This window comes from Kitasatospora sp. NPDC092039 (genome assembly GCF_044756065.1).
GTDB lineage: Bacteria > Actinomycetota > Actinomycetes > Streptomycetales > Streptomycetaceae > Kitasatospora.
In genome coordinates this window covers 60,611-81,970 of sequence record NZ_JBIVSD010000010.1, presented here as the reverse complement: position 1 = coordinate 81,970, position 21,360 = coordinate 60,611, and the positions used below count along the sequence as shown (strand labels likewise).

Genomic DNA, 21,360 nt, shown 5'->3' with positions numbered 1-21,360 from the left:
GCGGACCGCCCGGGGCCATTGGCGTCCGGGCCCGAGTTCACCGGGCCTCCTTTGTGCCGATGTCCGGCAGCCGTAGCCGCAGTTGCAGTGCCAGCGCGAGCCGCAGGTCCGGATCGTCGATGTCGATCAGCTCGGCCAGCCGGCGCAGGCGGTGCCGCAGGGTGTTGGGGTGCAGCGTCATGGCCTCGGCGACCCGTGGCACGTCGTAGTGCCCGGCGATCCAGCAGCGCAGTGTCTTCTCGTACTCCGTTCCGTGCCGGGCGTCGTGGTCGAGCACCGTCGACAGGGGTTCGCCGTCCAGGGCCGGTCGGTACCGGAGCGCCTCGTGGACGTCCCGCAGGAAGATCGGGGCGGCCAGCTCGTCGTGCCGTCCGATCTCCGTCCTGCCGAACGGTCCGCACACCACCGTGAGGGCCTGCCTGGCCTGGCTCAGCCCCGTCGAGACGTCGGCGAGGCCGGGTAGGGTGCGGCTGATCCCCGCCCGCCAGCCGCCGCCGAGGGTGTCCCTCGCCCGGGCCAGCACCGTCGCGATGATCAGCTGGATCACGGGGGCGTCGCAGGCTGTGTCGACCACCGCCGCGGCCTGGCCGTCCAGTGCTCCGGCGGCGGCTCCCAGCCGGTAGGCGGAGAGTCCCATCCGCAGCAGGTCGCCGACGTACTCGGCGGCGGAGTCCGGCGAGACGCCTCGGGCGTGGCCGGCCGGGTCGTCGAGGCGGCCGATCACCAGCACGGTCGCCGGGGCGTCGAAGCGTAGGCCGAACGAGTCGGCGAGCTCCCGGGTCGCTCCCTGGCCGCGGAGCAACCAGCCCAGGCGCTCGGCTCGTTGCCGGCGCTCGGTGTCCGCCGCGAGGCTGACCCGGGCCAGGTGGGGCGCGGCCAGGCGCGCGCCCTCGGCGAGGACGTCGGCCGCCTCCCGGGTCAGGGGCTCGTCGCCCTGGAGCACCCAGATGGTGCCCAGCGCCTCGCCGCCGTCGCGGATGGCGATGGCCAGGCGCGGCCGGTACTCCTTCGGCTCGTAGCTCCAGACCGCGGTGTCGCAGCGCAGGACGGCGGCGTACTCCTCGGCGTGGGTGGGGTGGTCGGGCACGCGGCGGCCGAGGATGCCGTCACGCCGCGGGTCGTCGACCAGTTGGCCCGGGACCGTGGAGTAGGCGAGCACGCGCATGGACAGGTCCTCGATCGCCACCGCGCCGCCGGCGCGCACGGCGATGTCGTTGGCGAGGGCGAACAGGTCGGTGGACCGGTGCCGGTCCGGCTCGAAGACCGGGCTCGTGATCGCGCGCAGCGCGTCGATCAGGGTGTAGAGCTGTCCCCAGGAGATCTCGGCGCTGCGTTCCAGGAGCGCCACTCCGGTCCGTTCGGCCGCCTGCGTCAGCGCTGCCGTGTCCGTGGTGCCGGCGCGCATGACCACGGCCCTGGCGTGGTGTTCGGCGGCCCACTCCAGGACGTCGGCGGTCAGTCGGCCGGGTACCAGGACGATCGCGTCGGTCAGTCCCGTCCCGGGGGCGTCGGTGTCGTGGATGGTGGGCGCCCCGACGGCGACCGCCCGGCCCCGGGGCAGCGCGAGCGGCCGCAGGAGGCCGGTTCCCAGGCTGTCGAGCACGACGCCGAGGGTGATCCCGGCGGGGGCCGTCATCGCCGCTCCGATCGCAGCATCCGGCCGCGGCGCTCTCCGGTGGACTCGCCGTCGGCGATGACCTGTTCACCGGCCAGGAACACGTGGGTCACTCCGGTCGGCCGCAGGTCGGGGTGCTCGTAGGTGCCGGCGTGGCCGATCCGCGCGGGGTCGAGGAGCACCAGGTCGGCGACCGAGCCGCGGCCGATCCAGCCGCGGTCGGACAGCCCGAACCGGCTCGCGGTGGCGGAGGTGAGTTTCCGGATCGCCTCGGCCAGGTCCACCACGCCGGCGTCCCGGACGTAGCCGCCGAGGAAGGTGGGGAAGGTGCCGTAGGTGCGGGGGTGGTTCGGGCCGATCGGGATGTCGCTGTCCGACCCGATGGCGACCAGCGGATCGGCCATGATCGCCCGTACGTCGTCCTCGTCCATGGTGTGGCAGACGACGTACGCCTGCGGGTCGGTGACGAGCAGCTCGCACAGCGCGTCCCACGGTTCCCGTCCGGCCAGCACGTCGGCGAGCCGGCGCCCCGTCACCGACGGGTCGGTGTGCCGCAGGATCTGCAGGTCCTCGGGGTGGACCTCCCGCCACAACCCGACGCCGGTGCCCGGCCCCGGTGCCTCGGCCGTCGCCCTGAGCGCCGCCCGGGTCCGCGGGTCGAGGAGCCGGGCGCGCAGCGCGTCCGTGCCGCCCTCGCACGCCTCGGGCGGCAGCATCGCCGACATGCTCGTGCAGAAGGCCCGGTACGGGTACTGGTCCGCCCGGGCGTCGACGCCGCTGCGGCGGGCGCATCCGGTGAGCAGCAGGCCCGCGGTCAGGGCGCCGCCGACCAGCCCGCGGGCCGTCCGGCGGCGTGGCGGAGTTGGGGTCATGGGGGGAGTCCTCGTCAGGGGGTGGACCGGGGTGGAGTGGACGCCGGTGAGGGACGCCCCGGGCGGTCGGCGCGGCGCGGGCGGCGGGTGGGGGTCCGTCAGCTCGCGGGGTCGAGGCCGGGGGGAAGGCCCAGGGGGGCGGTGTCGTCGGGCTGTCGGACGAAGCGCAGCCGGTGGACGCCCTGCGTGCTGATCAGGAGGTCGTCGCCGCTGGGGCGCAGGCTGAACAGGCCGCCCGCACGGAACGCGCCGTCCGGTGCCGGTTCGATCGTCCCGACGAACTCCAGGCCGAGTTCGAGCGTGCCGTCCCGGGTGACCGTCGCCAGGGTGCCGAGCTCCGCACTGCGGTAGACGGCCGGCGCCAGCGTGGCCCCCACCGCCGCGGGGGCACAGCGCCGGTACTGCGTGGCGCGGCCGGGGCGGTACACCGATCCGATCGTGACCGTGCCGGGGGACGCCCGCAGCCAGAAGCCGGCGCTGTCCTCCAGGCCCTGCCAGCTGCCGTCGACGGCCGGTGCGAACTCGCCGGCGCACGGCGCGCCGTGGACGCGGATCCGGCCGTCGCCCACGGCGTCGATCCGCAGGGTGAGGTCGGAGCGCGGATCCAGCCAGTCCCCCGCCAGCCGGGCGGCGGGCCCGGCGGCCGCCCGGCCCGCCGTCAGCTCGACGGGGTCGTCCTCGGGCAGCCCGGCGGCCAGCCGGAGCACCCGGGTGGCCAGCTTCGCGGCGTCGATCGAGGAGTTGTTGCCCAGCAGCGCCACGCCGAGGCCGGTGTCCGGCATGAACAGCAGCTGGGACCGGTACCCGGGGACGCCGCCGGCGTGGCCGAACGCCGGGTGGCCCGCGATCGTCGTGTGGTAGAGGCCCAGTGCGTACGGCCACTCCTGCCCGTCCCCGGAGTCGGCCCGCCGCAGCAGCCCGTCGCGGATGTCGGTGCCCAGGACCCGGCCGTCCTGCAGGAACCCGAACCACGGCGCCAGGTCGGCGACGCTGGTGGCCAGGCCGCCGTCGCCGACCGCGGACTCCTCGGTGTCGGCGCGCCGGACGCCGGCGCGGGTGACGTCGTACCCGTAGGCGAACCGCGGCAACGGCTCCCGGCTGTCCTCGCGGAACACGGTGTCGTTCATGCCCAGCGGGGCGAACATCCGGTCCGTGGTGAACTGCCCCAGGGTGCGACCGGTGAGCCGCCGCACGAGCGAGGCGGCCAGGACGTAGCCCGTGTTGGAGTAGGAGAACGCGGTCCCCGGTTCGAAGTCGACCTCGCTCAGCCCCGCCACGAAGGCCAGCGTCTGGTCCTGGGTGATCCTCGTCAGCGGGCGGCCGGCGATCGCCGTCAGGGCCAGCCAGTCCCGCAGACCGCCCGTGTGCCGCAGGCACTGACCGACGGTCACCGGCACCGCCAGCTTCAGCTCCGGCAGGTGCGTGCGGATGTCGTCGTCCAGCGACAGCCGCCCCTCCCGGCACAGCAGCAGCACGGCCGCGGCGGTGAACTGCTTGCTCACGGAGGCGATGTCGAACCGCGTGCGGGTGTCGACCGGTGCCTGGAACTCCACGCTCGCCAGCCCCGCCGACGCCTGGTGGATCAGCTTCCCGTCGGTGTAGACGCCGACGGACAGTCCTGGGTCTCCCGGGCGTACCGCCGAGCCCACGACCTCGGACAACGTTGTTGAGATGGCCATGCGCCACAGACTCTCAGCCCCGGCCGCCCGGAGGGTTTGTCCTAACCGGCAAAGTCCGCTCGCCCAACGTTGGCCGGGAGGACATGCCCCTGCACCCCTGATGTCAGGAGCATTCCTGTGTCGAGCACGTTGCGGCCCCGGCGTCGGCGTGCGTCCGCGGCCTGGGAGCCGTCGGCGCGCGTCCGCCGCGCCCCGCGCTCCGCCGCACGTGCCCGCCCCCTCATCGCCCGGCGGCCCCCGGGTGCCGCGCCCGGAGGAGCCCATGGACCACGAGACGCCACGAGGCGGACGCCCGACCGCCCGGCTGCCGGAGCTCCGCCTCGACGCGCGGGCGCTGGCCCGCCGTCAACTTCGGTCCGGGCGCCCCGTCCTTGGCCCACACCCCCGGCGAGTACGTCGAGGTCTCCCAGCTGCGCGAAGTGCACCGCGCCCTTCGGCACTGGCTCGTCGGTTGACGTCCGGCCCTCCCTGAGCGCCGGCCGGATCCCGGCGTCCGAGCGGGCGGTGTCGTCCCGCCAGGGCTGCCGCCGCCCGCCGTCCCCCGCCCGCACCGGGACGGGGGACGCCACCGTACGCGGTGGTCAACGGGGGCCGGGCGCCGCTTCGCCGAGCCGCTGGTAGAGCACGTGCCGGGACCGCCGGGAGCGGGTGACGAGGCCGGCCCGGTGGAGGATCTGCAGGTGGTAGGAGACGGTGGCCGGGCTCAGGTAGAGCCGCTGGGCGATCTCCGTCGTGGAGCGCGGCTGGCTCAGCTCGGCCAGGAGCCTGCGCCGCATCGCCCCGATCAGCGGGTGGTCCTGGGCGGGCGGCAGGCAGTCGACCCGCGCGGCGGGGTAGACGATGAGCGGGGTGCGCGGCGCCGGCGTCCCGGGCGGCTCGCCGGCGCAGAAGAGGGCCCAGTCGACGAAGGCGCTCGGCGTGAGGATCACGGCGTCGGCGTCCAGGGTCAGCCGGTGGACGCTGTCCGTGCGCAGGTGGACGCGCAGTTCGCCGTCGTGCCATTCCAGGTTCGGGGCCAGCCGGTTGAGGGCCTCGGCGAGCCCGTGCTGGGCGATCTCGCAGGCCCGGGCGGTGACGTCGGCCTCCAGCCGGGCCCGGATGGCCGGCCACGAGGGCTTCAGCGCCGCGTGCCAGAACCGCGCCATCTCGTCGGCGAGCCGGCGCGCGAAGTGGTCCTCCCCCCGGTCGAGGGCCCGCAGGAGCTGCCGCGGCGCCGGGTGGCTGGAACGGGGGTCCCAGGAGTGGCCGTTGACGGCCCCGGCCAGCTCGTAGCGGACCCGTTCCTGCGGGGTCGTGGCGATCTGGTGCAGCGCGGTGTCGACGTCGGTCAGGAAGGCCGCGGGCTCCGGGCGCAGGAAGTCCGGGGCGTAACCGAGCGGGCCTCCCCCGCCGACCACGGCCAGCAGCCCGAGCCGGTGGCGGGCCAGCGCGTCCGTGGCCCTGGTCCGCCACGGCGGGGTGAGGGTGCCCGGACTGTATCCGACGAGGCGCAGCAGGTCCTTGGCGGAGCCCACCGGTGAGACCGCGAACCTGACGCCTCCCAGCCCCTTGGCCCCCAGGCGGATCCGGATCACACGCGTTCCCCCTTCGCCAGCCCCTTCGAAGGAAATCGAATCATTCGACCGGTCGATCGGCGCGGCGTTTCCTGGTTTTCACCGCACAGACCCGTCCCGAAGGGAATCCAGGACCCGTGATCGTTCACAAGAAGCTGGCCGCCGTCGCGACCGCCGTGGCAGCCCTCACCGTCGGCGCCACCGGCGCGGCCTCCGCGCAGGACGCCCAGGCCGCCGGGCCCGCCGCCGCCCACCACGTGGCCTGGGAGCAGGGCCGGGCACCCGGCGCCCGGTCGGGCTCCCTCGCCGCGGGCGTCTACGTCCGGATCTACAGCCTGTACCGGGCGACCCCGGGCCAGTGCCTGGACGCCGACGCCAACGGCGGCGGCAACGGCACCAAGGTCCAGGTGTGGGGGTGCAACGGCACCACCCAGCAGGAGTGGCTGCTGTCCACCGACGGCAGCCTGCGCAGCGTGCGGTTCCCGGGCATGTGCCTGGACGCCGACACCAACGGGGGCGGCGCCAACGGCACCCGGGTGCAGCTGTGGCAGTGCAACGGCACCACCCAGCAGCAGTGGTACCACCCCTCCGGGGACCTGGCCATCTACAACGTCCGCTTCAACAACGGCGACAACACCGTGCTGGACCGCGACACCAACGTCCCCGGCAACGGCGCCCAGGCCCAGCTGTGGGGCAAGAACTTCCAGTCCCAGCAGTGGTGGGACATCCGGACCGCGTGACGCCGCCGGCGCCTTCGACGCCGGTGCCCGGTGACCGGCGTCTCGCGGCTTCTCCCCCACGAAGCCGTGAGATGCCCCGCCGAGGCCGCGCCCCTCGCCCTCTCCGGGCGAGGGGCCGACCGCTGTGGCCGGTTGGGGGCACGTCCCGACTCCTCCACGAATCGGCTGGTCCAGCGAGTCAGTTCGGCTGCTCGCCGAGGGCGGCGCGCAGCCAGTCGAGCGAGTCGGTCGCCAGCATGGTGTCCGCGAGCTCGTGGGCGGTCTTCGTGGTCAGCCGCCCACGGCTGTTGTCGATCCACCGCTGGGCGTTCGCATAGCCCTGAGCCCGGTACTCGATGCCCTGGATCAGGCACTCCAGCTTGTCGGCGTCCCGGGCGCAGATCGCCTCCGGCGACTCCTTCGCCTCGTACTCGGCGATGAGTTCCTGCACGGCGGAGGCCAGGATCTCGGGCATGCCGACGACCTGGTCGGCCGTCACCGCTTCCGGGTCGGCGCTGGTCGCGTACTTTCTGCCCACGTAGTTGACGTCCCCGGTCCGTGTCTCCGCGATGTCGTGCCAGGTGGCGAGGTACGCCGCTCGCGCGGGGTCGGCGCCTTCGAGCTTGGCGATGATCGAGGCGAGGAGCGCGGTCCGCCAGGAGTGCTCCGCTACCGACTCGGGGTCTCGGACGCCGGCCATCCACCAGCCAGTGCGCTTGGTCTGTTTGAGCGTCCCGGCTTCGAACAGGAAGTTCGCCACCGAGGACAGGTCGTCAGGCACCGTCGGACTCCCCTCACGCCTCAGCGAGGCGGACTGCGTAGCGGATGTTCTCGAGTTCGCGCCGCCCGCGCGGCGAGAGCTCAGCGCTATCCAACATCATGGGGAGCCGGTCCTGCAGAACACTTGCCGCCGCCCCGGAGCGCAGCAGGTTCGGCCGGATCTGGAGTAGGGACCACACGCTGTGGATGTTCAGGTCGAGGTAGCCATGGCGGATGTCGATGCCCTCGGCGAGGTGGGCGAGCAGTTTGTGTCCAGGCCAGGGGCCCGGTACCCGGGATGCGATGAAGTCGTCGGAAAGTTCGAGTGGGACCTCGCCGATCCAGTACGCCCAGTAGTTGAGGTTCGCGGATGCGCCGGCGTCGTCGGCGAGGGCGGTGTCGATGAAGTGGGACAGGCGGTCCGGGTCACCGTGGCGGGCGGAGACCATCGCCACGGAACGGAGGTTGAGCCAGTTGCTCAGCCAGTCACTCGGGCGCGCGGTCCGCTGCTGATGGGCGAGCCAGGACCGCGTGTCCTCCTGGTCGTCGAGTCCGGCGAGGTAGAGCGCCTGGCGCCGGAGGAGAAACTGGCTGCTCCCGCAGGCCTCCTCTGCTGCCCGCCGCATGGTGGCGAAGAACCGGGCGCGGTCACCCGTGGTGAACTCCGGGCCGGCCGGTACAGGCCCTCTCCGGGAGCGAGCCGGTGGTGGCAGTTCGCGGAAACGCCGGGGCGTCCCGCCACCGAGTGGCCACGCCAGAATCTCGATGAGGTCGCGTTGTATCACCATCGACCCGAGAGGGCCGACGCCCGTCAGGGCGCTCTCTCCGAGTGCGCTGACGAGGAGCACGTCGGCCTCGAGCGCATGCCCGAGGGCCTGGAGGAGGGCGGGCGGGGAACCCAGCTGCATCAGCCGGTGGCGGTACGCGAGTACCTGCCCGACGGGCACTGCGGTGAGTGGGCGTCGGCCGCTCTCCCACCCTGCGATCGTGTCCGCCGAGACTGCGAGGCGTTCGGCGAACTCCTCCTGTGTGTAGTCCTGTTGTTCTCGGATCACCCGTAGGACGTAGCCGGAGATGATGCCCGAGCGGGGGCGAGTGGCCCGCCCCTGACCGGCGGTCGGGGTTTGGCGTGAGGTCGATCGCAATGAAGCCCCATCTTCGGGAGTCCGCTTCGATTTACCCGTACTCCTGGTCACTGCATGTTCCGATCGGGGACTCCTACCGTCGTAGGCGTCCCCGGTCGAGGCTAGCCGGAAGCCCTCCTCGCAAGCCTCCTCTTCACTCGAAGCGGTGATGGGACCACCCAAGCCATGGAGGTACCGATGTTCGCGTACACGGATCGGATCCCGACCGGGAGCCCGCTCCCGCAGGGGCATGTGACCCCGACCCCATTCGTCGTCGGGCAGATCGCCCCGTACCCGCGGTTCGAGGGTGATGCCACCGCTCGCCGGATCGAGCTGGACCCGGCGACCCAGACCGCGAAGTACTTCGGTCCGGACGGGGCCCCGATGATGATGCCGGGTCACGGTACGTCGTCCGGCACGAACCCGCCGACCGGCACCACCGGGCAGGGCGACACCCAAGGCGGGGACGCCGCGGACAGCGACACGGGGAACGACACCGACCAGTGACGTCGACTTGCACGGGACCGGTCGCGGTCGTCACCAACCTGCAAGACCCGACCGCCGACCTGGTGATCGCCGAGCTGTACGACCGGGGCGTCCCGGTCGTGCGGTTCGACGCCGGTGACTTCCCCGCCACCCTGTCGTGCTCCGCCCGAATCGGCGGCAGCACGCGGGAATGGGAGGGAAGTCTGCGAACACCCACGCGGCTCGCCGGGCTGGGCTCGGTTCGGTCGTTGTACTACCGGCGGCCGTCCGCGTTCGCGTTCCCCCACTTCGACCCGCAGGACGCCCGGGTCGCCGCCGCCCAGGCCCGCTACGGGCTCGGTGGCGTCCTCGTCTCCCTTCCCGGGTGCCTGTACGTCAACCACCCGAACCGGATCGGCGACGCCGAGTACAAGCCCGCCGGTCTGGCCGCCGCCGCGGCCTGCGGCTTCCACGTCCCGCCGACCCTGCTCACCAACGATCCTGACGAGGCCCGCAGGTTCATCAAGGCCCACGGGCAGGTGATCCACAAACCGATCAGCATGCCGACGTACCTCATCGACGGCGTGGCCCAGACCGTCCCCGTCACCAAGGTCAGCGCCGAGGAGATCGGCGACTCGGTGGCCGGCACGATGCACCTCTTCCAGCAGCGCATCGACAAGGTCTCCGACGTACGGGTCACGGTCATCGGCGAGCAGGTGTTCGCCGTCCGGATCGACTGCGACCTTCTGGACTGGCGCGTCGACTACTCCACTCACACCTACACGGCGATCGCTGTCCCGGAGCGTGTCGAGCGCGCTGTGTTCGCCTACCTCGCACACTTCCGGCTGGTCTTCGGCGCATTCGACTTCGCCCTCACCGGCCCGGAACACGCCGACGACAGCTGGGTGTGGATCGAGTGCAACCCCTCCGGGCAGTGGGCTTGGATGGAGCCCCCGACCGGGCTGCCGATGACCGCCGCTCTGGCAGATCTTCTCCAACGAGGAGCACCATGACCGACACCGCACGGCTTCGGCGACGGCTCGCCGACGACATCACCGGGCACGGGCTCACCGAACCGGCCTGGCGCAAGGCCGTCGAGAGTGTCCCGCGCGAGGAGTTCCTCCCCGACGCCGTGTTCCGCCAAGGCCGGGACGCCCAGGGCATGACGGTCTACCGGCCGCTTCGCCGCCACGAGGTCCCCGCGGACGAATGGCTGGCGATGGCGTACAGCAACGAGACGTGGGTGACGCAGGTCGACGGCGTCCACGCTGGCGACGCGACCGGCCCGGTGCACGGGCTGCCGACCTCGTCGTCGACACTGCCCTCCCTCGTCGTGCGCATGCTGGAGGCCGCCGGTATCGGAGACGGCGACCAGGTGCGGGAGATCGGCACCGGGACCGGGTACTCCACCGCGGTCCTGTGCCACCGGCTCGGCGACGATCTGGTCACCTCAGTCGAGGTCGACCCGGTGCTCGGCGCTCGCGCACGCGAGGCGCTGCACCGCCTCGGCTATGCCCCGACCCTGGTCGTCGGCGACGGCCTCGACGAGCGGCGGGCCGGCATCGAGTTCGACCGCATCGTGGCGACGTGTTCGGTACGCAGCATTCCGTACCCCTGGCTCTGGCAGCTGAGGCCCGGCGGCACGATCACGACGTGCCTCAGCGGGTGGATGCAGGCCTCCGGTCTGGTGCACATCACCGTGCGGGAGGACGGCAGCGCGACGGGCCGCTTCACCGGCGAGGAGACGGCGTTCATGCTCGCCCGGCCGCACCAACCCCCGCCGCGTCCGACGTTCACCATTCACCCGGGCGTCCCTCGGCCGACCGGCCTCGACCCGGCCCGCCTGTGGTCGTGGACCGGCAGGTTTCTCGCCCAGCTTGCCGCGCCCTCGGCCGAGCTGCTGGGCGCCGACGCCCAGGTGATCCTGCTGGACACGGCGACCGGCTCCCAGGCGTGGACGGAGGTGGACGGGGTTGGCTGGACGGTTCACCAGCGCGGGCCGCTACCGCTGTGGGATGCGGTGGAACGCGCCTTCGAGCGGTGGGAGAAGGCCGGTTCCCCGGAGCAGGACCAGTTCGGTCTGACAGTAGCCGGTGAGGACCAGCGGGTGTGGATCGGAGATCCGAGCGGCCCGGGCTGGTCCCTGCCCTCCTGACCGCCGTTAGGCTGGGCCGCCCCGTCATGAGGAGGACCAGGTGGACGAGGACGAGCCGCTGGAGCGGTGGGCGGCCCGCCGGGACGCGCGGCGCCGACCGGTCGGCACGCTCAGAGCCGTTGTCCTCGGCTTCGAGGACGGACCGTCCCATCTGCACCGGGGCGAACCGCGGTTGGTCTCCCGCTGGGACGGCTACCAGTGGGTGCCCGAAACCATCGCGCCGGACTACGCCGCCGCGCAGCGATTCGTCCACGGCATCGAGGGTGATGGCGTGATCCCGATGACGTCGGCCCAGCCGGCGAAGAAGCCGGCGGGCAGGCACCGCAAGCCCTGACCGTGGGCCCGGTGCCCGGCCCTCACGGGGGGCCGGGCACCTCTGCGCTGCGCATGGGCCTTCAGACGCCCTGGGTCTCGCGGCCCGCCCGCCCGCTCAGAGGCGGTCGGCGTCCAGGACGGCCCGGACGAAGTCCTCGGGTGCCTCCTGGGGGACGTTGTGGCCGACGTCGGGCAGGGTGCGGTGGAGGTAGGGGCCGGTGAAGAAGTCGCGGTAGGCGGTGCCGCCGCCGGGGGCGGTGAAGGGGTCGCGGCCGGGGTCGAGGGTGACGGTGGGCACGGCGATCTTCGGGCGGGCGGCGAGCCGGCGCTCCAGCTGGTCGTAGCGGTGCTCGCCCTCGGCCAGGCCGAGGCGCCAGCGGTAGTTGTGGATGACGATCGCCGCGTAGTCGGGGTTGTCGAAGGCGGCGGCGGTGCGGTCGAAGACGGCGTCGTCGAAGGCCCAGGTCGGCGAGACCTGCTGCCACACCAGGCGGCACAGCTCGCGGCGCTTGTCCCGGTTCTCCATGGCCATCCGCCCGCGCTCGGTGGCGAAGTAGAACTGGTACCACCAGGTGTGCTCGGCGGCGGGCGCCAGCGGCTCCTTCTGCATCCGGACGTCGGTGATCAGGTAGCCGCTGACCGAGACCAGGGCCTTGACCCGCTCGGGCCACAGCGCGGCGATGATGTCGGCGGTGCGCGAGCCCCAGTCGAAGCCGGCCAGCACGGCCCGCCGGATGCCCAGCGCGTCCATCAGGGCGAGCACGTCCAGGGCGACGGCGGACTGCTGGGCGTTGCGCGTCGTGCGGTCGGACAGGAAGCGGGTGCTGCCGTGGCCGCGCAGGTAGGGGACGATGACGCGGTAGCCCTGGGCGGCGAGCAGCGGGGCGACGTCGACGTAGCTGTGGATGTCGTACGGCCAGCCGTGCAGGCAGATCACGGCGGGGCCGTCGGCCGGGCCGTCCTCGGCGTAGCCGACGTCGAGGACGCCGGCGCGGACCTGGGCCAGGCGGGCGAAGCCGGTCCGGGGCGCGACGGGCGCGGCGGCGGACGCCTCAGCGGACCCGGCCGCCGGTGCGGTCCCTGCCGCCGGTGCCGCCCCGGCGGTCTGGGGCAGGGCGGCCAGGGACAGCGCGGTGGTGCCCGCGCCGAGTCCGACGGCCCTGGTGAAGGTACGCCTGTCGATCATGCCGGTTCCTCCGTCGTACGGTCGGGTCGGCCGGCCCCGGGCGGACGCCCGCGAACCTGCCGTACACGCCAGTTGGTTGACGCTTCATCAACGCGCCGGACCGCGACCGAGTGCCGGGAGTGGCCCCCGGGATTCCCGGGACGGCCCGGGCGTTCGTCGCACTCACCCCCGTCGGTACGTCATCCTGGTGCTCCCGGCCGACTCCGGCAGGGCATGGACGTCCCCCTCTGTGGTGAGGTGCCCCATCAGCGAGAAGAGCGGATCGGCACTGGCCGCGTGGCTGCGCGGTCTGGACGCGGCCGGGTTGGAGCGGGTCCTGGCCGCGCGCCCGGACGTCGTGTCGCCTCCGGAACCACGGTCGGTCGGCGAACTGGCGGACCGCCTCCAGCGCCAGGCGTCGGTGGCCCTGGTCCTGCCTCGTCTCACGCTGCCGTGCCTACAGGTGGCGGAGGCCGTCGCGGCGCTGCCGGGCGTGTCACAGGACGGTCTGGCGGACCTCCTGGAGGCGACGCACGGTGAACGCGCCCATGGATTGGCCGCCGTCCTGGAGGCACTGGCCGATCGCGCTCTGGTGTGGCCCGACGGAGACGGCCTGCTGCAGATGGCGGCGCCGCTGGGGAACGCGTGGGACGCGCCGCTGGGACTCGACGCGCCGCTCGCACGGCTGCTCGCGGGCGCGAACTCCGACGAACTGGGCCGCATGCTGGCAAGACTCGGCGTCAAACCCTCCGCCAACAGGAAGGAGCTGCGGCGGACGGCGCTGATCGACCACCACAGCGATCCGGCTCGGGTCACCGCCCTGGTGGCCAAGGCGCCCGCAGCCACTCGAAAGCTCCTTGAACGGCGGGCGCACGAGGCTCCGGAGCGACCGGGCTCCATCGTGTTCGGGGCTCCGCGGACCAGCCCCGAGCCCGGCGAACCATGGGCGGTGGAACGGGGGCTGCTGATCCGGGACCGGCACCGGTACGGGCCGGCCCGCATGCCCGCGGAGGTGGCACTCGCGCTGCGCGGCTCCGACTGGCACGCCCCGTTCACACCCGTCCCGCCCCGCGTACGGTCGGTGCCCGCCGCCGCCTCGGACGTCGACCGAGAAGCCGCGGCCGCCTCCATGGCGTTCGCCTCCCACGCGGTGTCCGTCCTCGGGGTGTGCGCCGCCGCTCCACCGGCCCTGCTCAAGACCGGCGGGGTCGGCGCCCGCGAGCTGGCCCGGATCGGCAAGGCGGCGCGGTGCGACGAGACCCCGGTGCGCCTCGTGCTGGAGACGGCGAGCGCGGCCGGACTGCTGGCCCGGGACGGCGACCGGGTCGCGGCGACCGCGTCCTACGACACCTGGGCCGGGCAGGAACCGGCCGCCCAACTCGCCGTGCTGCTCCGGGCGTGGTGGGCGCTCCCGCTGACGTCCGGCGGGAGCCGCGACGAGGACGGGAAGGCTCTGCCGGCGCTCGCCGGCGCACCGCCCTGCGGAGGCTGCGTGCAGGCCCGGCACGGGCTGATCACAGCCGCGTCGCAGCTCCCCGCCGGCGAAGGCGCGGCGAGCTCGGCGGACCTGGGGGTACTCCTCGGGTGGCTGCGCCCGCTCGTCGACGAACTCCCCCAGGACACCACGCCGTTCGCCACCCTGGTCCGGGAGGCGGAACTGCTCGGCGCTCTCGCGCTCGGGGCCGTGTCCCCGATCGGGGCCGCCCTGCTCGCGGACGACGCCGAAGCCCTGGCCGACGCCTGCCGGCGCCTGCTGCCCGCCGCCAGCGGGACCGCCCGGTTCGGCAGCGATCTCACGGCCGTGGTCTCCGGCACGCCGTCGGCCCGCCTCCTCGCGTTGCTGGACTCCGTCGCGGACCGGGAGAGCGCCGGTGCGGCGTCCGTGTGGCGGTTCGGCCCGGGAAGCGTCCGCCGTGCCCTCGACGCCGGTCTCACCCCCGACGCCCTCACGGCCGACCTGGCCGCCGTCGCCGTCGGGCCGCTTCCCCAGCCGCTCGCGTACCTGATCCACGACACCGCGCGCAGCCACGGTCGGATGCGCGTCGTCTCCGCGGCCTGTGTCATCCACGGCGAGGAGCCCGCCCTCCTGGCCGAACTGGCCGCGCACCGCAAGCTCACTCAGCTCGGCCTGCGGCTGCTGGCACCGACGGTGCTGATCAGCCGAACCCCACTGGACGGGACGCTCGCGGCACTGCGATCCGCGGGCTACGCCCCCGTCGCCGAGAAGCCCGACGGGTCCGTCCGCATCGAGCGGGCCCGACGCCCCCGTGCGGCGAACCCCCTCCCGGCCCCGCGTCGCCCGTCCGCCGCCAGATCCCGCGCCCAGGATGCGGACGCCCGCACCACGGACGCCCGGACGGCCGTCGACCTGCCCTCCCTCGCCGCCCGGCTCCGGGACGCCCCGCAGGACGTCCCGGAGCCCGACCCGTGGGACAACCGCCCCTACGACAGCGACACCGAGGAGATCATCGCCGGACACGCGCGCAATCTGCCCTTCACCGATGTCCGCCAGCTGGCCCACGCCGTCAACGACGGCCGGGCCGTCACGATCGAGTACGTCGCGGCCTCGGGCAACGCGACGGTCCGCACCGTCAGCAGGATCGAACTGGATGCCCCCTACCTGCGCGCCTGGTGCCACCTGAGAGACGACGAGCGCGTGTTCACCATCTCCCGCATCCACGGGGTGATGCCCGCGTAGCCCGCCGAACCAGGAGGGGGCATCCAGCGTCCTGGTCTCATCCGTGGTCCCCTCCACCGACGTACCGCACGGTTCACCCGCGGCTCCGTGCTCGGCGCCGCGGCAGGTCGGAACCGGTGTGGACCCGGCGGACGGGGTTCGGGGGAATTGGGTGGCGCCCCCTATTGATCCCGCACTGTTCACCGGGGCCTGCTGGAGTGGACGGCCCCTCCCCCGGGCCCGTCGCACCCCCACCCGACAGGCCAGGTGAACGACATGCTCGACCGCCCCCCGCTCCCGGCCCGCCCCGCGCTGTACCTGCGCTGCTACCCCGCCGACCCGGCCGGGCTGGAGTACCAGCGCGCGGCGCTGGAGCGCCTGGCCCGGTCCCGCGGCCTGCCGGTGCCCGCCGCCTTCGTGGACGACGGGGTGCGCTCGGGCCACCGGCGCCCCGCCCTGGAGCGGCTGGTGGAGCGGGCCGGGCAGGGCTGGGTGAACGTGGTGCTGGTGCCCGGGCCGTTCGTCTTCTCGCTCGACGACCGCGGCGCCCGGGCGACCGTGCGCCGGCTGGAGGAGCTGGGCTGCGCGGTGCTCGACCTGCCCGGCCGGGGCGTCCTGCCGCACCGGCCGCCGGTCCCCGCCCGCACCGCCTGAACCCCCAGGCCCCGCCCGCACCGGCCCCGTACGGTGGCGGCGCCCCGGCGGGTACCGCCACGGGCCGTCACGGCATGATGGGCCCATGGCCTTCGCACCCCTCCTCGGCGAGCGCCGCGCACCCGAACCGGCCGGGCGGCCGTGAGTCGGCCGGTCGAGCCGGGACCGCCCGGCGCCGGTTTCGCCTTCGTCGGGCGCCGGCCGGAACTGGACCGCCTCACCGAGGCGATGCTCCACCCGCCCGCCGTGGTGCTGGTCGAGGGCGAGGCCGGCCTCGGCAAGTCCCGCCTGGTGGCCGAGGCCGCGGCCGGCGCGGCCGCCGCGGGCCGCCGGGTGCTGACCGGCTTCTGCCACCCGCTGCGCGAGCCGCTGGCCTTCGGCCCGGTGGTGGACGCGCTGCGCGGCGTGGGCCCGTTCCTGCCGCCCGCCGAGCGCATCGCGGCCAGCGCCGGGGCGCTGCGCCCGCTGCTGCCCGACCTCGCCGACCGGCTCCCGCCGCTGCCCGCGGCCGCCGGCGAGGGGCCGCCGGGGCTGCGGCTGCTGGTCCAGGCGGTGCGCGCGCTGCTCGGCGCGCTCGGCGAGACGGTGCTCGTCGTCGAGGACCTGCACTGGGTGGACGACGCCACCCGCGAGCTGCTCCTGCTGCTGGCCCGGGACGTGCCGCCCGGGCTGGCCCTGGTGCTCACCTACCGGGCCGAGGACCTGCCGCCCGACACCCCCGCGCTGGGCGCCGCCTACCGGCGTCCGGCCGGGGTGGGCGGCGCGCTGCTGCGGCTGTCCCCGCTCGCCGAGGCCGAGGTCGACCAGCTGGCCCGGGCCGCGCTCGGCCCGCGCGCGACGGCGGCGCTCACCCGGGTGCTGTTCGACCGCAGCGAGGGCCTGCCGCTGGTCGCCGAGGAGGACCTGATCACGCTGTGCGAGCGGCGCGGCGCCGGCGCGCTGACCAACGCCGCGGACCTGGCCGCCGACCTGGAGCAGTCCGAGGTGCCGCGCGGCCTGCGCGACGCGGTCACCGAGCGGCTCGCGGCGCTGTCCCCGGACGCCGCCGCGATCGCCTCCGCGGCCGCGGTGCTCGGCGTGCCGGCCGGCGAGGACCTGCTCGCCGCCGTGGCCGGGCTGGAGGCGCGGGCCGCCGCGGACGGCCTCACCGAGGCGCTGCGGGCGGCGGTGCTCAACGAGCGGCCGCTGGCCCGCTACGGGTTCCGGCACGTCCTGGCGCAGCAGGTGGCCTACCGCCGGCTGCCCGGGCCGCGGCGCGGCGCCCTGCACCGGCGCGCGGTGGCGGCGCTGGGCGCGCGCGAGCCGCGGCCGCTGGTGCAGATCGCCCACCACACCCTGGCGCTGGGCGACCGGGCGGCCTGGCAGGAGGTGGCCGAGGCCGCCGCCGACCAGGCGGTGGCGCTCGGGGACAGCGGCAGCGCGGGCGCGCTGCTGCGCCGGCTGCTGGACGAGCCCGACCTGGACCTGCGGCGGCGCGGGCGGGCCGCGCTCGCGCTGGCGCGGATCGCCGCCGACGGGGTGGACTCGGTGGCCAGTGCCGCGGCGCTGACCGCGATCATCGCGGACCCGCGGCTGCCGATGCCCGACCGCGGTGAGATCCGCCTCTCGCTGGGCTTCCTGATGGCCGTGCACGGCGGGGACCGGGCCGGTTTCGACCGGATGGAGGAGTCCCTGGAGGAGCTGGAGCAGCGCCCGGGCCGGGCGGCCCGGGCGATGGTGGCGCTGGCCATGAACGAGCGCGACGGCGCCGGCGAGCGCGCCCGGCAGTGGCTGGAGCGGGCCGAGCGGACGCTGGCCGCGCACCCGGACGAGGAGGTGGCCGCCGCGGTGCGGGCCACCCGGCTGACCTTCCAGGCGCGCGAGGGCGACCCCGGGGTGTGGGCGCGGCTGGCGGCGCTGCCGCGCGGTTCGGAGCGCCCGGAGATCGTCCGGCAGACCACCCGCGCGCTGTACAACGCGGGTGAGATCGCCGTCGAGCTGGGCCACGACCGGCGGGCCGCGCTGCTGCTGGAGGAGAGCCGGCGCCTGGCCCGGCAGGCGGCCATCCCCTACCTGGAGTGCTACAGCCGGATCGCGCTGGTGCGGCTGGACGGGCTGGCCGGGCGCTGGGACGGGCTGGAGGAGCGGCTGGCCGCGCTGGGCGCGGAGTTCCCGGACCTCGCGATGGCCGGGGTCGAGCAGGCGCTGCTGCTGGGCCGGCTGGCGGCCGCGCGCGGCCGACTCGCCGTGGCGCGCGCCCACTTCACCGAGGCGGGCCCGTACGGGGAGCGGGAGTCGCAGGTGACCGGGGCGCTGCGGGCGGCGGCGGGGCTGGCGGCGCTGCAGCTGGCGGAGGGGGACGTCGCGCGGGCGGCGGCCACGCTCGCGCCGGCGCTGGCGGCGCTGCGCCGGGCCGGGGCCTGGCCGCGGGCCGCCGAGCTGCTGCCGGTGGCGGTCGAGGTGCTGCTGGCGGCGGGTGACCGGGCGGGGGCGGCGGAACTGGCCGAGCAGGCGGGGGCGAACCTGGAGGGGCGGGACGCGCCGGCCGCGTCGGCGGCGCTGGCCTTCGCCCGCGGGCTGCTGCTGGCCGAGGGGGATCCGGCGGGCGCGTGCGCGCAGTTCGTCCGCTCGGGCGGGCTCTGGCAGGGGATCGGGCGCCCGTACGAGGGGGCGCGGGCCGAGGAGCGGGCCGGCACGGTGTCGGCGGGGGTCGACCGGGCGGCGGCCGGGGAGCGGCTGGCCGCCGCCGAGCGGGCCTACCTGGCGCTGGGCGCGGCCTCGGACGCGGCGCGCTGCCAGCGGCTGCGGCGGGAGTCGGGTCTGGGCCGGGCGGCCTCGCCGGGGCGGCGCGGCTACGGTGAGCGGCTGTCCCCGCGTGAGCGGCAGGTCGCGGCGCTGGCCGCGCGGGGGGCGGCGAACCAGGACATCGCGCGGGCGCTGTTCCTGTCGACCCGTACGGTCGAGCACCATGTGGCCAGTGCGCTGCGCAAGCTCGGGGTGGGCCGGGCGGGGCTGGGCGAGGCGCTGGCGGCCGCCGGGGACGACGCCTCCTGAGGTGAGGGGGGTCCCGCCCGCTCCCTCAAAGGGGCGGGACCCGGTCCGGGGGCCGGCGGTGCCGGTGGCGGCCGTCAGGCGTGCCGGTGGTGCCGGTGGTGGCCGGCCGTCAGGCGTGCCGGTGGCGGCCGGCGCGTTCGACGAGCCGGGAGAGCCGGGCCAGTCGGGCCAGGCCGGGCCGGCGCAGGCCGCTGCTGCGGCGGGCGGGCAGGACCAGCCCGGGGTCGGGGGCGGTGAAGTGCTCGTCGGCGTAGAGCCGCAGGCGTTCGCGACGGGTCATGGGGGCGACCTCCGGGGAGGGTGAGGGTCGTCGGCTGGGGCGGGCTCCAGGAAACCGGCCGGGCGGGGGCGGGAACAATGCGTGGCGCTACCCAATCCCGCGCCGAACCCTGGGTACCGCCCGTACCCACGCCGCCCGTAGCCGCGCCCCTGACGCACCCACGGCCCGCACCGCCCGCCCCGTACACCTGACGCCCCGTGGCCCGCACCGCCGGCGGGCGGTGCGGGGCCACGGCCCGGGCACGGGGCCAGTCGCGGGGTCAGCCGCGGGCGGCGGTGTCCAGGGCGCGGGCGTCGGCGGCGATCAGGGCGGCCCGGTCGGCGGGGACGCCGCGGCCGGCCTGGTTCTCGGCCCAGTGGGCGAGCGGCTGGTACTGGCCCTGGCCGAGCATCACGGTCAGGGTGGCGACGGCGTTGCGGTCGGCGCCGGAGGTGAGCACCAGGGCGGCCAGGCCGGTGGGGGTGGCGGCGACGGTGAACCCGGTGGTGGTCTCGGCGCGGCCGCCGGGGCCGGTGGCCTCGGCGCGCAGGGTGTGCTCGCCGAGCGCGAGGGCGGTGGTGTCCAGGGCGGTGCCGGGCGCCAGTTCCTTGCCGTCCAGGGTGAGGCGGACGGTGTCGGCGCCGGTGGCCTGGACGGCGGTCACCGGCCGCTGGGCGCGGTCCAGGGTGGCGCCGGCGGCCGGGGAGGTGATCGCCACGGTGGGCGCGGCGGGCTGGACGGGGGCGCCGCCCTGGAGCCAGGCGCTGTTCCAACCGGCGAGCTCCGCCGGGCGGTTGGTGATGACGCCGTCGACGCCGGCGGCCTCCAGGGCCTTCCAGCGGGTGGCCGAGTCGACCGTCCAGACGTTGACCGCGACGTTGGCCGCGTGCAGGTCCTTCACCACGTCCGGGCGCGCGGCGAGGGCGCCGTCGGAGGGGTTGTAGGCGGACAGGCCGAGCTCCTTGGAGACGGCCACCGGGTCGGCGTCGAGGGTGCCGCGCAGCAGGCCGAGCGGCAGTTCGGGGGCCAGCTCGCGGGTGTACTTCAGGGCGTCGACCTCGAAGCTCTGGACGAAGACCCGGCCGGTCATCCGGTGGTCGCGCACCTCCTGGACGATCCGGGCGACCTCGTCGCGGCTGTGCCTGCCCTTGATCTCCAGCAGCAGGTTGCCGCCGCGGGTGCGCAGGTCCTCCAGCTGGGCGGCCAGGGTGGGGACGCGGGTGCCGGCGTAGGCGGGGCCGAACCAGGAGCCGGCGTCCAGGGTGTCGAGCTGGGCGGCGGTCAGGTCGCGGACGCGGCCCTTGCCGTCGGTGGTGCGGTCGACGCTGTCGTCGTGCAGGACGTAGGGGACGCCGTCCTTGCTGGGCTGGACGTCGTTCTCGATCCACTGGGCGCCGCCGCGGCGGGCGATCTCGTCGGAGACCAGGGTGTTCTCGGGGGCGGCGGAGGAGGCGCCGCGGTGGGCGAAGACGGTCAGCGGGGCGCCGGCCGGGCGCAGCCGGCCGGCGGGGGCGAGCGCGGTGACCTTGAGGTCGTCGAAGGAGACCTTGGCGCCGTTGACCACCAGGGCCTGGCCGCCGTCGGCGCTGCGGGCGACCTGGGTGGTGCGCATGACCTCCCTGCCGTCGAGGATCCAGCGGGCGGTGGTGCCGTGGACCTCGACGGCGACGCGTACGTCGCGGCCGGTGCCGGCGGCGGTGGGGGCCGCGGCGGTGTCGGTGACGTTCCAGGTGTCGGCGGGGGTGCGCTGGGCGAATTCGAGGCCGTTGGCGGCGGTGGTGCCGGTGCGCAGGGTGGCGATCGACCAGGGGGTGGCGCCGGAGGCGGGGACGTCCAGGCCGAGGGCGGTCCAGCGGGCGCCGTCCCGGACGGTCTCGAAGCGGGCGGTGGCCTCGATGCGGAAGTCGTCCAGGTGGCGGCCGAAGGTGATCCGGCTCTGCTGCCCGGAGTCGGCGGAGGTGCCGACCAGGCGGCCGCCCTCCACCTTCCAGTCGCCCTCGACGGCGGCGAAGCCGGCGGGCAGGGCGGGGGCGGAGAAGTGCTCGTCGAGGACGACCTCGCCGGGGGCCGGGGCACCGGCCGGGGCACCGGCCGCGGCGGGGGCGGCTTCGGCGGCGGGGGCGGCTTCGGCGGAGACGGCGCTGGGGGCGTTCAGGGCGACGGCGGTGAGGCCGAGCGAGGCGGCGACGGCGGCGGCGAGCAGGCCGGTGCGGCGGCCCGCGCGGGGGCGGTGACTCGGTGTCATGCGCGGCAGGCTAGGGGAGGTTGCCGAACCGGACCCCACGGCTCCGGAAACCGTTCGTGACCATTGCGCGT

Annotated in this window: 17 protein-coding genes; 8 read left to right on the top strand and 9 right to left on the bottom strand. The window is 75.2% G+C overall.

Translation table 11 applies throughout. The features are described from left to right. Window positions 1-37: 37 nt before the first annotated feature. The 4 genes from ACIQI7_RS20650 to ACIQI7_RS20635 all read right to left on the bottom strand — a co-directional run bounded on the left by ACIQI7_RS20650 (window position 38) and on the right by ACIQI7_RS20635 (window position 5,740). Window positions 38-1,636 (bottom strand): PucR family transcriptional regulator, encoded by a 1,599-nt coding sequence (locus ACIQI7_RS20650; protein ID WP_401111937.1) that lies wholly within the window; start codon window positions 1,634-1,636, stop codon window positions 38-40. Then, window positions 1,633-2,487, bottom strand: coding sequence for an amidohydrolase family protein (locus tag ACIQI7_RS20645; protein WP_401111935.1), 855 nt, complete (start codon window positions 2,485-2,487; stop codon window positions 1,633-1,635). Before ACIQI7_RS20645 ends, ACIQI7_RS20650 begins: the two co-directional genes overlap by 4 nt. A 98-nt stretch (window positions 2,488-2,585) precedes the next feature. Next, entirely contained in the window at window positions 2,586-4,166 is a 1,581-nt protein-coding gene (locus ACIQI7_RS20640) for a serine hydrolase domain-containing protein (protein WP_401111932.1), read from the bottom strand. A gap of 581 nt (window positions 4,167-4,747) precedes the next feature. Beyond that, on the bottom strand, window positions 4,748-5,740 hold the full coding sequence (locus ACIQI7_RS20635) for an ArsR/SmtB family transcription factor (protein WP_401111929.1): 993 nt from the start codon (window positions 5,738-5,740) through the stop codon (window positions 4,748-4,750). Between the two features lie 116 nt (window positions 5,741-5,856). On the opposite strand from ACIQI7_RS20635, the gene ACIQI7_RS20630 reads away from it, so the two are divergent. Next, a complete protein-coding gene (locus ACIQI7_RS20630) occupies window positions 5,857-6,459 on the top strand; it encodes a ricin-type beta-trefoil lectin domain protein (RefSeq protein ID WP_401111926.1) in 603 nt (200 codons plus the stop codon). A gap of 178 nt (window positions 6,460-6,637) precedes the next feature. On the opposite strand, the gene ACIQI7_RS20625 is transcribed toward ACIQI7_RS20630, so the two are convergent. Then, window positions 6,638-7,219 carry an HD family hydrolase gene (locus tag ACIQI7_RS20625; RefSeq protein WP_401111923.1) on the bottom strand — a complete coding sequence of 194 codons (582 nt, stop codon included), beginning with the start codon at window positions 7,217-7,219 and terminating at the stop codon, window positions 6,638-6,640. Window positions 7,220-7,232: 13 nt separating this feature from the next. Beyond that, window positions 7,233-8,342 (bottom strand): helix-turn-helix domain-containing protein, encoded by a 1,110-nt coding sequence (locus ACIQI7_RS20620; protein ID WP_401112460.1) that lies wholly within the window; start codon window positions 8,340-8,342, stop codon window positions 7,233-7,235. Between the two features lie 231 nt (window positions 8,343-8,573). On the opposite strand from ACIQI7_RS20620, the gene tgmA reads away from it, so the two are divergent. Genes tgmA through ACIQI7_RS20600 form a run of 4 tightly spaced genes read left to right on the top strand, consistent with a single transcriptional unit; the run spans window position 8,574 to window position 11,275 of the window. Beyond that, entirely contained in the window at window positions 8,574-8,828 is a 255-nt protein-coding gene (gene tgmA, locus ACIQI7_RS20615; protein ID WP_401111920.1) for a putative ATP-grasp-modified RiPP, read from the top strand. Then, window positions 8,825-9,799: an ATP-grasp ribosomal peptide maturase gene (tgmB, locus tag ACIQI7_RS20610; protein WP_401111917.1), complete on the top strand. Its 975-nt coding sequence runs from the start codon at window positions 8,825-8,827 to the stop codon at window positions 9,797-9,799. The genes tgmA and tgmB overlap by 4 nt, the downstream gene beginning before the upstream one ends. After that, window positions 9,796-10,941 carry an ATP-grasp peptide maturase system methyltransferase gene (gene tgmC / locus ACIQI7_RS20605; RefSeq protein WP_401111914.1) on the top strand — a complete coding sequence of 382 codons (1,146 nt, stop codon included), beginning with the start codon at window positions 9,796-9,798 and terminating at the stop codon, window positions 10,939-10,941. Before tgmB ends, tgmC begins: the two co-directional genes overlap by 4 nt. 40 nt (window positions 10,942-10,981) lie before the next feature. Next, window positions 10,982-11,275: a DUF6087 family protein gene (locus ACIQI7_RS20600; RefSeq protein ID WP_401111911.1), complete on the top strand. Its 294-nt coding sequence runs from the start codon at window positions 10,982-10,984 to the stop codon at window positions 11,273-11,275. 96 nt (window positions 11,276-11,371) lie between these two features. Here the strand turns inward: ACIQI7_RS20600 and ACIQI7_RS20595 are convergent, their stop codons facing one another. After that, window positions 11,372-12,442 (bottom strand): alpha/beta fold hydrolase, encoded by a 1,071-nt coding sequence (locus tag ACIQI7_RS20595; RefSeq protein ID WP_401111908.1) that lies wholly within the window; start codon window positions 12,440-12,442, stop codon window positions 11,372-11,374. Window positions 12,443-12,671: 229 nt separating this feature from the next. On the opposite strand from ACIQI7_RS20595, the gene ACIQI7_RS20590 reads away from it, so the two are divergent. The 3 genes from ACIQI7_RS20590 (at window position 12,672) to ACIQI7_RS20580 (ending at window position 18,785) form a co-directional block, all read left to right on the top strand. Further along, on the top strand, window positions 12,672-15,119 hold the full coding sequence (locus ACIQI7_RS20590; protein ID WP_401111906.1) for a helicase C-terminal domain-containing protein: 2,448 nt from the start codon (window positions 12,672-12,674) through the stop codon (window positions 15,117-15,119). 255 nt (window positions 15,120-15,374) lie between these two features. Beyond that, window positions 15,375-15,752 (top strand): recombinase family protein, encoded by a 378-nt coding sequence (locus tag ACIQI7_RS20585; RefSeq protein ID WP_401111903.1) that lies wholly within the window; start codon window positions 15,375-15,377, stop codon window positions 15,750-15,752. A gap of 141 nt (window positions 15,753-15,893) precedes the next feature. After that, the gene (locus ACIQI7_RS20580) at window positions 15,894-18,785 is read left to right on the top strand and encodes an ATP-binding protein (protein WP_401111900.1); all 2,892 of its coding nucleotides are present in this window, start codon (window positions 15,894-15,896) and stop codon (window positions 18,783-18,785) included. Window positions 18,786-18,894: 109 nt separating this feature from the next. Here ACIQI7_RS20580 and ACIQI7_RS20575 read toward each other — a convergent pair whose 3' ends face one another. Both ACIQI7_RS20575 and ACIQI7_RS20570 read right to left on the bottom strand, forming a co-directional pair. Then, window positions 18,895-19,065, bottom strand: a complete 171-nt coding sequence (locus ACIQI7_RS20575; RefSeq protein ID WP_401111897.1) for a hypothetical protein — start codon at window positions 19,063-19,065, stop codon at window positions 18,895-18,897. A gap of 259 nt (window positions 19,066-19,324) precedes the next feature. Next, window positions 19,325-21,289, bottom strand: a complete 1,965-nt coding sequence (locus tag ACIQI7_RS20570; RefSeq protein ID WP_401111894.1) for a glycerophosphodiester phosphodiesterase family protein — start codon at window positions 21,287-21,289, stop codon at window positions 19,325-19,327. Window positions 21,290-21,360 lie beyond the last annotated feature (71 nt).